Origin of the sequence: Vibrio vulnificus CMCP6 (assembly GCF_000039765.1) — a bacterium.
Classification (GTDB): Bacteria; Pseudomonadota; Gammaproteobacteria; order Enterobacterales; family Vibrionaceae; genus Vibrio; species Vibrio vulnificus_B.
The window spans coordinates 563,489-576,130 of record NC_004459.3; the positions used below are offsets into that span (position 1 = coordinate 563,489).

General features: G+C 48.5%; 10 protein-coding genes. 9 read left to right on the forward strand and 1 reads right to left on the reverse strand.

Translation table 11 applies throughout. The annotated features are described in order from the left end of the window. The first annotated feature begins 258 nt into the window (after positions 1 to 258). From gltB to VV1_RS02740, 8 genes are all read left to right on the forward strand, one after another. A complete protein-coding gene (gene gltB / locus VV1_RS02705; RefSeq protein WP_011078642.1) occupies positions 259 to 4,722 on the forward strand; it encodes a glutamate synthase large subunit in 4,464 nt (1,487 codons plus the stop codon). A gap of 18 nt (positions 4,723 to 4,740) precedes the next feature. Beyond that, positions 4,741 to 6,153 (forward strand): FAD-dependent oxidoreductase, encoded by a 1,413-nt coding sequence (locus tag VV1_RS02710; protein ID WP_039552690.1) that lies wholly within the window; start codon positions 4,741 to 4,743, stop codon positions 6,151 to 6,153. Between the two features lie 112 nt (positions 6,154 to 6,265). After that, on the forward strand, positions 6,266 to 6,694 hold the full coding sequence (locus tag VV1_RS02715; protein WP_011078644.1) for a DUF1499 domain-containing protein: 429 nt from the start codon (positions 6,266 to 6,268) through the stop codon (positions 6,692 to 6,694). A 96-nt stretch (positions 6,695 to 6,790) separates the two neighbouring features. Continuing rightward, positions 6,791 to 7,486, forward strand: coding sequence for a 5'-methylthioadenosine/S-adenosylhomocysteine nucleosidase (gene mtnN / locus VV1_RS02720; RefSeq protein ID WP_011078645.1), 696 nt, complete (start codon positions 6,791 to 6,793; stop codon positions 7,484 to 7,486). Positions 7,487 to 7,497: 11 nt separating this feature from the next. Further along, positions 7,498 to 8,451: a cobalamin biosynthesis family protein gene (locus VV1_RS02725; protein WP_011078646.1), complete on the forward strand. Its 954-nt coding sequence runs from the start codon at positions 7,498 to 7,500 to the stop codon at positions 8,449 to 8,451. After that, positions 8,448 to 9,269, forward strand: a complete 822-nt coding sequence (gene btuF / locus VV1_RS02730) for a vitamin B12 ABC transporter substrate-binding protein BtuF (protein WP_011078647.1) — start codon at positions 8,448 to 8,450, stop codon at positions 9,267 to 9,269. The genes VV1_RS02725 and btuF overlap by 4 nt, the downstream gene beginning before the upstream one ends. A 71-nt stretch (positions 9,270 to 9,340) precedes the next feature. Further along, a complete protein-coding gene (locus tag VV1_RS02735; RefSeq protein ID WP_011078648.1) occupies positions 9,341 to 9,961 on the forward strand; it encodes a TRIC cation channel family protein in 621 nt (206 codons plus the stop codon). Positions 9,962 to 10,073: 112 nt separating this feature from the next. Beyond that, a complete protein-coding gene (locus VV1_RS02740) occupies positions 10,074 to 10,919 on the forward strand; it encodes a LysR family transcriptional regulator (protein ID WP_011078649.1) in 846 nt (281 codons plus the stop codon). Here VV1_RS02740 and VV1_RS02745 read toward each other — a convergent pair. Continuing rightward, entirely contained in the window at positions 10,870 to 11,649 is a 780-nt protein-coding gene (locus VV1_RS02745) for a TSUP family transporter (RefSeq protein ID WP_013572421.1), read from the reverse strand. The two genes, VV1_RS02740 and VV1_RS02745, sit on opposite strands and share 50 nt — an antisense overlap. Positions 11,650 to 12,166: 517 nt before the next feature. Between VV1_RS02745 and VV1_RS02750 the strand changes: the two genes are divergently transcribed. Next, positions 12,167 to 12,571, forward strand: a complete 405-nt coding sequence (locus VV1_RS02750; RefSeq protein WP_011078651.1) for a hypothetical protein — start codon at positions 12,167 to 12,169, stop codon at positions 12,569 to 12,571. The last annotated feature ends 71 nt before the right edge of the window (positions 12,572 to 12,642 follow it).

Consider the following 12,642-nt stretch of genomic DNA (forward strand, 5'->3'; position numbering starts at 1 on the left):
AACACCTTATTTAGACCATTACGTGGTAAATCGCATATTGACGTGATTATTCACTAACAACTTGACCTTTTTCACAATAACCTATACGTTGTGAATTCAGTGCAACATAAAGCCTCATTTATTGTTAAGAATTTAGAACGTTTTTATTGCATAAACATACAAATACGAATAATTAGAACGCATAGTTAGTCATACATACCAGCATAAACTGTGTTGGTATTTCTGTCTGGAAGACAGAGAAGCAAAGGGAGAATTGCAATGGCTCTTTATGATCCAAGTTTAGAGAAGGACAACTGTGGTTTTGGTCTTATCGCACACATGGAAGGTGAGCCTAGCCATAAGCTGGTCCGTACCGCGATTTCAGCACTTGATCGCATGACACACCGCGGTGGTATCGCTGCCGATGGAAAAACCGGTGACGGTTGTGGACTATTACTTCAGAAACCCGACTCTTATTTACGTCTTATCGCCAAAGAAAATAGCTTCAATTTAGCGAAGCAGTATGCGATTGGTATGATCTTCTTCAGTCAAGATCCCGTTAAGGCGCAAACCGCTCGCGATATCATCAACAAAGAACTCGCCAAAGAGACACTCACGGTCGCAGGTTGGCGCAAAGTGCCAACCAATCCAGCGGTACTTGGTCCCATTGCCGCGGATTCTTTACCCGATATTCAACAAGTGTTCATTTCAGCTCCCGCTGGCTGGCGTGAGCGAGATATCGAGCGACGCTTGTATATTGCTCGCCGCCGTATTGAAAAACAGATCACTGACGATAGAGATTTCTACGTTTGTAGCTTATCAACACAAGTGATTGTCTATAAAGGCTTGTGTATGCCAGCGGATCTGCCGCGTTTCTATTTGGATCTCGCGGATCTGCGGATGGAGTCAGCTATCTGTTTGTTCCATCAACGTTTCTCAACCAACACTCAACCACGTTGGCCGCTCGCTCAACCGTTCCGCTACTTAGCACACAATGGTGAGATCAATACCATTGAAGGCAACCGCCAATGGGCTCGCGCTCGTGGCTATAAATTTGCGTCGCCACTTCTGCCTGATCTGCAAAGCGCTGCACCATTTGTTAACGAAACGGGCTCGGACTCCTCCAGCTTAGACAATATGCTGGATCTCTTCCTTGCTGGCGGTATGGATATCTTCCGTGCCATGCGCATGTTGGTGCCGCCTGCATGGCAAAACCACCCAGATATGGATCCAGACCTACGTGCCTTCTACGATTTCAACTCCAAACACATGGAGCCTTGGGATGGTCCTGCTGGTATCGTACTTTCTGATGGACGCTACGCCGCCTGTAACCTCGACCGCAACGGCCTACGCCCAGCTCGCTATGTGATCACCAAAGACAAGTTGATCACCCTAGCCTCAGAAGTGGGCATTTGGGATTACGCACCGGATGAAGTGGCGGAGAAAGGTCGCGTTGGTCCCGGCGAGCTGTTGGTGATTGATACCCGTAAAGGCAAGTTGTGGCAATCGAGCGAGATCGATAACGATCTCAAGAGCCGCCATCCTTACCGCGAATGGATGGACAACAACGTTCGCCGCCTTACACCATTTTCTGAACTACCTGAAGATCAAGTGGGTGAACGCAGCTTTGATAGTGACACACTAAAAACCTATCAAAAGCAGTTTGCGATGAGCAATGAAGAAGTCGATCAAGTACTGCGCGTGTTGGGTGATATGGCGCAAGAAGCCGTCGGCTCTATGGGCGATGACACCCCGATGGCCGTCTTGTCTTCAAAAGAGCGACTCGTGACGGACTATTTCCGTCAGAAATTTGCTCAGGTCACCAACCCACCGATTGATCCATTGCGCGAACAGCACGTCATGTCATTGGCCACCAGCATCGGCCAAGAGATGAACGTCTTTTGTGAAACAGACGGGCACGCTCACCGCGTGACATTCGGTTCTCCGGTGCTGCTCTATTCCGATATGCAGCAACTACTTGAGCTGAGCGATGACCACTATCGCAACACCATTTTGGACATCAACTACGATCCAAGTGAAAAAGATCTCAAGCAAGCGATATTGGATCTCTGCGATCAAGCAGAGCAAGTTGTCCGTGATGGCACGGTTTTGATTGTGCTTTCTGACCGCCCTTTAGTGGCAGGTAAACTGCCAATCCCAGCAGCCATGGCGGTGGGTGCGGTACAAACTCGTCTCGTCAACGCCAACTTGCGTTGTGATGCCAACATCGTGGTGGAAACAGCGACCGCGCGTGACCCTCATCAATTTGCTGTGTTGCTCGGCTTTGGTGCAACCGCAGTTTACCCCTACCTTGCCTATGAAGTGCTAGGGAAATTGATCGACGATGGCGCACTCGAAAAAAGCTATCGCGAGGTGATGCAAAACTATCAATATGGCATCAATAAAGGTCTGTATAAGATCATGTCGAAGATGGGCATCTCCACCGTTGCTTCTTACCGCTGTTCTCAACTTTTTGAAGCGGTTGGTTTGAGCCGTGATGTAGTGGAGTTGTGCTTTAAAGGCGTAACCACCCGCATTGAAGGCGCTGGGTTTACGGACTTCCAACAAGATCTCTTTAACCTCTCTCGCAAGGCATGGGCAAAACGTAAATCGATCGAACATGGCGGCTTACTCAAATACGTACACGGTGGTGAGTACCACGCCTACAACCCTGATGTTGTTGGCACGTTACAAAAAGCGGTGAAATCGGGAGAAAGCGGTGATTATCAGCAGTTCGCTCAACAAGTGAATCAGCGCCCTGTCGCCATGCTGCGCGATTTAATGCAACTGAAAAAAGCGGACCAGCCACTTGCGTTAGAAAAAATTGAACCCAGTACCGAACTGTTTAAGCGCTTTGATTCTGCGGCGATGTCGATTGGTGCATTAAGCCCAGAAGCACATGAAGCGTTGGCAACCGCCATGAACCGTTTGGGCGGTTACTCCAACTCGGGCGAAGGGGGCGAAGATCCACGTCGCTTTGGCACCGAGCGTAACTCGCGCATTAAGCAAGTTGCCTCTGGCCGTTTTGGCGTCACGCCGCACTACCTCACCAACGCTGATGTACTGCAAATCAAGGTCGCTCAAGGTGCAAAACCAGGCGAAGGCGGTCAGTTACCTGGCCACAAAGTCACTGCCGAGATTGCTAAGCTGCGTTATTCCGTGCAAGGCGTGACACTTATCTCGCCACCACCGCATCACGACATCTATTCGATTGAAGACTTAGCGCAATTGATTTTTGACTTGAAACAGGTCAACCCGAAAGCACTGGTTTCCGTCAAATTGGTGTCTGAGCCAGGCGTCGGCACCATCGCCACCGGCGTTGCCAAAGCCTATGCCGATCTCATCACCATCTCTGGCTATGATGGCGGTACTGCTGCCAGCCCACTGACCTCAGTAAAATACGCCGGCAGTCCATGGGAACTGGGCCTAGCTGAAACGCAACAAGCCCTAGTGGCCAATGGCCTACGCCATAAAATTCGTCTTCAAGTGGATGGTGGTTTGAAAACGGGCTTGGATGTGGTGAAAGGAGCGATTCTAGGTGCCGAAAGCTTTGGCTTTGGTACGGCTCCAATGGTGGCAATGGGTTGTAAGTTCCTGCGCATCTGCCACCTCAACAACTGCGCGACTGGTGTAGCAACACAAGACGAAACTCTGCGTAAAGAGTACTTCAAAGGCTTGCCAGAAATGGTGATGAACTATTTCATCGGCTTGGCTGATGAAGTACGAGGCTTGCTCGCTGAACTGGGCGTTGAAAAGCTCACCGACTTGATTGGCCGCACCGATCTGCTCGAAGTGGTGCAAGGCATGACCGCCAAGCAGTCCAAGCTTGATCTGTCAGGCATTCTTGAAGCACCGGTGTCACCGCAGAATCTACCTCTGTTCTGGACAGAACCCAATGCACCATTTGATAAAGCAGTGCTAAACCAAAAGATCATTGAAGATGCGCTTGATGCGGTTGAGAACCGTCAATCTGCCAGCTTCTTCTACAACGTGATCAATACCGATCGTTCGATTGGCGCACGCCTTTCCGGTGAAATCGCCAAGCGTTATGGCAACCAAGGCATGGCTGCATCGCCCATTAAACTCTACCTCGATGGTACCGCTGGCCAATCTTTTGGCGTGTGGAACGCAGGTGGCGTCGAGCTTTATCTCACTGGTGATGCCAATGACTACGTCGGCAAAGGCATGGCGGGCGGTAAGATTGTCATCAAACCGCACTTAGGCACTGCCTTCCGTTGTAACGATGCGACCATTATCGGCAACACCTGTCTCTATGGCGCAACAGGCGGAAAACTGTTTGCCGCAGGTAAAGCGGGTGAACGCTTTGGTGTACGTAACTCTGGCACCATCACCGTGATTGAAGGCGCGGGCGACAACGCTTGTGAATACATGACCGGCGGCATCGTGGCCATTCTTGGCGCGACTGGGGTTAACTTCGGCGCGGGGATGACAGGTGGCTTTGCTTACGTTCTGGATGAGAATGAAGATTTCCAAGGCCGTGTTAACAGTGAATCGGTTGAAGCAATTTCGCTTTCTGATCTTTATATCCACCAAGAACATCTACGCGGTTTGATCGCCGAGCATCTGGAAGAGACCGGCTCCGTTCACGCCGAAGATATTCTGGCCAACTTTGACGCATGGATACCGAAGTTCTACTTGGTGAAACCGAAAGCAGCGGATCTTAACACCCTGCTTGGCCACCAAAGCCGCAGTGCGGCAGAACTTCGCGTGCAGGCCCAGTAATTCAAGGAGGATATGAACATGAGCCAGAATGTATACCAGTTTATCGATGTTCAACGTGTCGATCCTGCTAAGAAGCCGCTGCAGATTCGCAAGATCGAGTTCGTCGAAATCTACGAACCCTTTACTAAACAGCAAGCGACCGCTCAAGCGGATCGCTGCTTAGATTGTGGTAACCCTTATTGTGAATGGAAGTGCCCGGTACACAACTACATCCCTCAGTGGCTAAAACTGGCCAATGAAGGACGAATTTTGGAAGCGGTCGAGCTTTCACATCAGACCAACAGCTTGCCGGAAGTGTGTGGCCGAGTTTGCCCTCAAGACCGACTGTGTGAAGGCTCTTGCACATTAAATGACGACTTTGGTGCCGTCACCATCGGTAATATTGAAAAATACATCACCGACAAAGCCTTTGAGATGGGCTGGAAGCCAGACATGTCCAAAGTCGAATGGACAGATAAGAAAGTGGCCATCATTGGCGCGGGCCCTGCAGGTCTCGCGGCGGCTGATATTTTGGTGCGCAATGGGGTCAAACCCGTTGTCTTCGACCGCTACCCAGAGATCGGTGGGCTACTGACGTTTGGTATTCCGTCTTTCAAACTGGAAAAAGGGGTGATGGAAAACCGCCGCCGCATTTTCAGCGAAATGGGGGTTGAGTTCCGCATGAACGTCGAAGTCGGTAAAGATGTACAGATGCAAGAACTGCTGGAAGAGTATGATGCCGTGTTCCTTGGCGTCGGCACCTACAAATACATGCGTGCTGGTTTGGAGAATGAGGATGCCTCCGGCGTGTATGACGCCCTGCCTTTTTTGATTTCCAACACTTACAAAGTAATGGGCCTTGAACACGACCAGCCTTTCATCGATATGGCGGGCAAAAATGTTGTCGTGCTTGGTGGCGGTGATACCGCGATGGACTGTGTTCGTACTTCTATCCGCCAAGGCGCTGCCAATGTCGTTTGTGCCTATCGTCGCGATGAAGAGAACATGCCAGGCTCACGTCGTGAAGTGAAAAACGCCAAAGAGGAAGGGGTGAACTTTATGTTTAACCTGCAACCTCTGTCGATTGACGTGGACACTCGCGGACAAGTGACGGGCGTGAAAGTGGTGCAGACTGCGTTAGGTGAGCCCGATGAGGCAGGCCGCCGTCGTCCCGAACCTGTGGCAGGCAGTGAGCATGTGTTACCTGCCGATGTGGTGATCATGGCCTTTGGCTTCCAACCCCATCAAATGAGTTGGTTGGAGCCTTATGGAGTTGAGCTCGACCAATGGGGTCGCATCAAAGCTGCTGCGAAACAGACTTACCAATTCCAAACCAGCAATGAGAAGATTTTTGCCGGTGGTGATGCGGTGCGTGGTTCCGATTTGGTGGTGACGGCGATTGATGAAGGCCGTAAAGCCGCGGAAGGCATATTAGATTATCTCGAACTCTAATATCTATCGGTGTGTTATGAGAGGTTGGTGAGCGATCATCAACCTTTTTTCTTTTAGACTTAATGTTTAGGATCTGCGGATAACGCCCTTTTGGGAACAGTAGGTGTACAGGATGAAAAAACTCATTTTAACGATTTGCGCCACCTTAGCCCTGACCGCTTGCAGCAATGGAGCTTACACAATGACCGATCGAACTTCTCAGCCTTGTGGCAATAAACCCAACTGTGTGTCGACACAAGATGAGCGCGCGAGTTTCCAACTCGACCCTTTTAAGCTCACATCCAACGCCACCTTAGATCAAATAGAGCAAGTTGCCCTTGAACTTCCTGGCGCAAAAGTGGCGGATAAAACGGAACACTACTTAAGAGTAGAATGCACCTCACGACTGTTTCGCTTTGTTGATGATCTTGAACTCAAAATCGTCGATGGCCAATTGCTCGTCCGTTCAGAGTCACGCGTTGGTTACTCCGATCTTGGCGTCAATCGCAAGCGCGCAGAGCAATTAAGAAGCTTACTGACTGAGGCGGGTTTCATTAAGTAAAGGCAAAGGGTAAACAACAAGCGAAAGTACTTATTGTGACAGAGCTTTGCTATACTCTCGCCAATTCTATGTTTGTTTAAAAATTAAGAGATTGATATGAAAGTCGGTATTATCGGTGCCATGCAACAAGAAGTGGCCATCCTTAAAGAAGCAATGACCAACGCACAAACCGTAAATAAAGCAGGTTGCACCTTCTATTCAGGTCAAATCAATGGTGTTGAGGTTGTGCTACTGCAATCCGGCATTGGTAAAGTTGCTGCCGCGATTGGCACCACTATCCTTCTCGATGAATATCAACCTGATATGGTGCTCAACACCGGTTCTGCAGGTGGTTTTGATTCCAGCTTAAATCTTGGTGATGTGGTCATTTCGACTGAAGTCCGTCATCACGATGCTGACGTGACGGCATTTGGCTATGAAATGGGCCAAATGGCAGGTCAACCAGCCGCTTTCCTCGCTGATGAAAAATTGATGAACTTGGCTGAAAAAGCGTTAGAGCAAATGGATGGACAACACGCGGTTCGTGGTCTCATCTGTACTGGTGATGCATTCGTTTGTACCGCTGAGCGTCAAGCCTTTATCCGTCAACACTTCCCATCCGTGATTGCAGTTGAAATGGAAGCGTCTGCGATTGCACAAACTTGTTACCAATTCAAAGTGCCGTTTGTAGTCGTACGTGCAATTTCAGATGTGGCAGACAAAGAATCACCAATGAGCTTTGAAGAGTTCTTACCTTTGGCAGCCAAGAGCTCGTCAGAAATGGTCTTCAAAATGTTGGAACTGCTGAAGTAATCGCCATATCTATGACAGAGCTGTTTGATCAACTCTATGCCAACGGTGCGCTCCTCATTCTTTGGGGAGCGTTACTGTTCCATCTCATTATCCCGATTCCACGCTCCTCTCATCCCGTCACACTCTGGCACAAATTTGCACAGCTGTTGGCAGATAAAGTCAATACCCAACAAAGCTATCAACAAAGCCTCATCTCAGGCCATTTAGCGTTATTGTTGATGCTGTTTCCTTGTTTAGCGGTCCTGTTTGCTTTAAAACCCTTGGTTTGGCAACCGCAGCTATTTGAACTTGCATTGCTGCTGTTGGCGCTAGATTGGCGCAGTAACGAGAGCCTCGCCAAAGCGCTGATTCGTGCTATGGCTAATGAGGATAAAGCTGCGGCAAGAAGCCTATTGGCCCCCTACCTCAATCGAGAAACCACCACCCTCTCCCAACTTGGTATCGGCAAAGCCGCTGCAGAGACCTTGATCATGGGATATGGGAGAAATGTCGTTGGCGTTCTCTTTTGGTTTGCGCTTTCAGGCGGCATTGGGGCATTGATGTATCGCCTCACGATTGAACTAGCAAGAGCCTGGTCACCAAGTCGCGCCAACTATGCGCCATTTGGTGTGGCCACCGTGCGATTCGCCGCAGTACTGGATTTTATTCCGCTGCGTTTATTTGCCGTTATGATCCTGCTTGGTCAACACACAGGTCAAACATGGCAAGGCATGCGTCAACAAGTCGCTTCTTGGCCATTGCCGGGTCCGGCTTGGTTACTGTGTGCCGTAGGCAACAAGCTGCAACTCTCTTTGGGAGGGCCAGCGATTTATCAAGGTAAAAGAGCCGAAAGAGCCAAAATTGGTGGACGCATTGCGCCCTCCGCTTTGCATATTGATCAGCTACAACATTTATTAGCACGTAGGATCCTAGTTTGGATTTTGCTTCAGAGCCTACTTATGGGGCTTATTTATCAAGGGATATGATGAAAACTCTCTCTTCACTTCTTCTACTGTTTTCGGTCAGTTTACAAGCAGCCCCCATTGAACGCGTCATCAGCTTGGCACCACACGCCACCGAGATCGCGTACGCAGCAGGGCTTGGAGATAAACTGATTGCCGTTAGCGAGATGAGCGATTATCCAGAGGCAGCAAAAAAGTTAGAGAAAGTCTCCAACTACAAGGGGATTAACCTAGAGAAAATCATCACTTTAAAACCGGATTTGATCATCGCATGGCCGGCGGGTAACCCTGCAAAAGAGTTAGAAAAACTCGAGCAGTTTGGCTTTAAGATCTACTACTCACAAACCAAATCACTTAAAGATATTGGCGATAACATTGAACAACTCAGTCAATACAGTGATGATCCGCAAATCGGCCTAAACAATGCTCGAGATTACCGAACTCATCTCGAAGCACTAAGAGCAAAGTACCAAAATCTCCCTAAAACCCGCTACTTCTACCAACTCAGCGACACGCCGATCATCACCGTTGCTGGCCAAAACTGGCCTACAGAGGTCTTTCGTTTTTGTGGCGGTGAGAATGTGTTTGATGGCGCATCAGCACCTTATCCTCAAGTCAGTATTGAGCAGGTGATTCTAAAAAGACCCCAAGCCATGTTCGTTTCTCCTCACGCGATTCAAAATAACGGCATGTGGAGCCCTTGGGTTGAGGAGATTCCAGCATTAAAAAATGCGCATTTTTGGCAGCTCGATGCAGATTGGTTAAACCGACCAACCCCTCGCACCTTACTGGCGATTGAACAAGTCTGTGAGCACTTTGCCAGCATCGAGCAAAAACGCTAACGTTTGGCTGGAAAATTTCGTACAATTTGCCCCCATTTTCTGTTCCCTCACTTTTTAAGGCATTAAGTAACATGGACTCCATGCTGCTGTATTTTATCGATTTATTTGGCACCGCTGTTTTTGCTGTTTCCGGCGTTCTCTTGGCTGGACGGTTAAAGATGGATCCTTTTGGTGTGGTTGTATTAGGCAGCGTGACCGCGATTGGTGGTGGCACTATTCGCGATATGGCCTTGGGCGCAACCCCCGTCTTTTGGATCAAGGACACCACCTATCTTTGGGTTATCATCGTTACCTGTCTGTTGACAATGCTCGTTGTGCGCCGACCTAAGCGCTTAGCGTGGTGGATATTACCCGTCTGCGATGCCATTGGCTTGGCGGTATTTGTTGGGATCGGTGTCGAGAAAGCCCTCGCCTATCAAGATTCAGCGATGGTCGCGGTGATCATGGGCGTCATTACCGGCTGTGGTGGCGGTATTATTCGCGATGTGTTAGCGCGTGAGATTCCAATGGTGCTGCGAAGTGAAGTGTATGCGACTGCCTGTCTTGTTGGTGGGATATTCCACACATCTGCCCTAAGCCTTGGCTATGATCACTCTACAGCCTTATTGGCAGGTGTGTTTTCGACCTTGATCATCCGCTTGGGCGCCATTCGCTGGCATTTATCATTGCCTACATTTGCACTAAATAAATAATCTGTGTTGGCCGACTTTATCGGCCAACGTCACGCCTCACTTGCTTTCGCCTTGGCAGCCGACTCTTTACTCGTTAAAGTGAACTACCTATTCCCACTCGTCATCAATCATTATGTTACTCGAAGGCATTGAAACCTTATTGGTTCTGCATAAAGAAAAGACCATGAGTCGCACCGGCAGTCAGCTCTATATTAGTCAATCTGCTGTCAGTAAACGCATTGCGAATCTTGAGAAAAAGCTTGGGAAGAAACTGATTGAGCCTGATGGACGTCATATTCGTTTAACCGCTGACGCTCAAGCCTTAATAAAGAGTATTGAACCGAGTTTTAATGAGCTGCGTGGGCAGATCTACGATCAGCAACTTATCGAAGATAATGCATTGATTAAAATCGATTGTTCAGAAACGCTACTGGCGGGTTATTTGAACAATGCGATGGAAGCACTGTATCAGCAGGATCGTCACCTTTCCTTGACCACCAACCACACACCTAGGATTGTGGAACACGTTCAGTCAGGCAAAGCCACACTCGGATTTTGCGCCGGCTATTTACCGCCAAATCATGGGCTGATGACCTTTCACCTTTTTGATGAATCTTTTAGCATCATTAGTAAGTACCCACTAACTGAGCTACCAAAAGCAATCATAACCAATGACCTCAACAATCCCGCCAATACCTATCAACTGGCTGCATTGTCAGCGGTGGGTGTGACGCCCTTGATGCAAATGGACTCTTACACCGCGTCAGCCCAGCTCGCCGTGGGTGGAATGGCCCCCGCCCTAGTGCCGAAATCCGTGATTAACGCATTACGAATAGAGCCACAGTATTGCTATCACTTTGACGAGCTTAGCCATCTCACTCGTCCGGTGACGATATGTTGCCGCGCCAAAAGTCATCAAAACAGCCGAGTTAAAACAGTGATAACAACCATTGCTGATGCTGTTGCCAAAGTAGTTTAGAAGCCATTGCCATCGACATCACAATGACCAGAGGACGGATCCATTTGTGTCCTTTGGTCACCACCACTTTTGCCCCCAAGCGCGCACCAATAAAGCCCCCCACTGCCATCACTAAGCCCACTTTCCAGACTGGCAATCCCGCCAGCACAAAAAACAGCAATGCCGCGATGTTAGAGGTAAAATTGAGCACCTTGGTTCGCGCAGTGGCTTCAACGAGGGAAAACTGCCCAAGCACAACAAAACAAACGGTAAAGATCGATCCCGTTCCCGGGCCAAAAAAACCATCATAGAAACCAACACCACCACCGACCGACAGTGCAAACATCGCCTCGGATAACTTTGGCTGTCCCCCTGTATTGCGGGTGGGCGGCGCGAGTAAAAAATAGAGCGAAATCGCGATTAGCAGCACGGGAATCAAGCTGGTTAGCACGCTGGCATCAATCACTTGAACAAGCTCTGCCCCGATGGCCGCCCCTATAAAGGTGCATGCGATGGCGACTTTCATCTCTTTTAAACTAACGATGCCATTACGGACAAAATATAAGCTGGCTGAGAAACTGCCGAATGAGCTTTGCAACTTATTGGTCGCCAATGCTTGTGTTGGGCTCAACCCTGAAGCCAACAACGCAGGAAGAGTGAGCAGTCCACCACCACCCGCCATGGCATCAATAAAACCAGCCACAGAAGCAACAAAGAACAGTGCTGCCAACATCTCAATCGTTATGTCCAATTCAAGCATCCTTTTCAAAGAGGAAGAGTAAAGAACAAGACGGTAGCATCAAAACTAGCGAGGTAAAAAGGAAACCCAAGACAGCAATCCATTCCTAAAATTCATCAATTGTATTTTGTTAGAAACATAGTTTATTTGGGATGCTTCAAATACGCTCATTTATTGCAAAGACATATCCTGAAAGCGCTATTTGCCCTTCAATCTTCACACTCAGTAACAAATTACCTCTCTTGAAGAGCGTGATTCACGTTCAAAATGCGCCACATTTTAACTGACGTTATTTTCCATTCTCTGAAGTACTTGAAAATGAGCGAAAGTCACAGCGTCTAATGATTAAACCAAGCATGACACCAATTTTTCTCTGATCTGCGCTGAATTCTTTAGGCAGAGTCATTTTTTTCGCTTTTCCTTTATGCGTACATGTCACTTACCTTGATAGAACAGCAACCAGCCCAAAAGTGACATAATTGGTCAGCGGCGAGTTCGGATTTCACTTTTGACCACCTGAATCAATAACATGAAAAGAAAACTACTCTTAATTCAACTCTTTTTCCTCTCATCGTTGGCACATGCGGAACAAGGCGAGTTTATTGCTGAGCGCCCAGTTTATGACCACACAATTGCTTTAGAGCATCTCGCGTCGATTACGTCATCACTTGACAGTTATAGAGAGATGACGGAAATAGTCGATAGCCAGTTGATGGAGAAAGTGGACAACACAAGTTGGGAAATGCAGAACATCGGATTTCCTAACTGGACAAACTACATCAAGGGAACGTTACTGAAACAGAACCTAAGAATCGCAGAACTGGAAAGGGATCAAGCTTCAACACCAGAGGAAATTCGCAAGAGGCAGAATAACCTTCAGCAAGCAAGGAAAGAGTACGAGGATTTCACTCAGCGCCATCAAGTCGTTGACTAAGAGAATACAAGCCAAGCGTATTTGGCGATTTCTTTCTAGAAAAAAGCCCGCTCAAATGAGCGGGCAATGAG

What these genes read in the sequence shown, in the direction of transcription:
- VV1_RS02725 (WP_011078646.1), top strand. Translation starts at nt 7,498, where the DNA reads ATGACAGAGCTGTTTGATCAACTCTATGCCAACGGTGCGCTCCTCATT.
- VV1_RS02710 (WP_039552690.1), top strand. Translation starts at nt 4,741, where the DNA reads ATGAGCCAGAATGTATACCAGTTTATCGATGTTCAACGTGTCGATCCT.
- VV1_RS02715 (WP_011078644.1), top strand. Translation starts at nt 6,266, where the DNA reads ATGAAAAAACTCATTTTAACGATTTGCGCCACCTTAGCCCTGACCGCT.
- btuF (WP_011078647.1), top strand. Translation starts at nt 8,448, where the DNA reads ATGATGAAAACTCTCTCTTCACTTCTTCTACTGTTTTCGGTCAGTTTA.
- gltB (WP_011078642.1), top strand. Translation starts at nt 259, where the DNA reads ATGGCTCTTTATGATCCAAGTTTAGAGAAGGACAACTGTGGTTTTGGT.
- VV1_RS02750 (WP_011078651.1), top strand. Translation starts at nt 12,167, where the DNA reads ATGAAAAGAAAACTACTCTTAATTCAACTCTTTTTCCTCTCATCGTTG.
- VV1_RS02735 (WP_011078648.1), top strand. Translation starts at nt 9,341, where the DNA reads ATGGACTCCATGCTGCTGTATTTTATCGATTTATTTGGCACCGCTGTT.
- mtnN (WP_011078645.1), top strand. Translation starts at nt 6,791, where the DNA reads ATGAAAGTCGGTATTATCGGTGCCATGCAACAAGAAGTGGCCATCCTT.
- VV1_RS02740 (WP_011078649.1), top strand. Translation starts at nt 10,074, where the DNA reads ATGTTACTCGAAGGCATTGAAACCTTATTGGTTCTGCATAAAGAAAAG.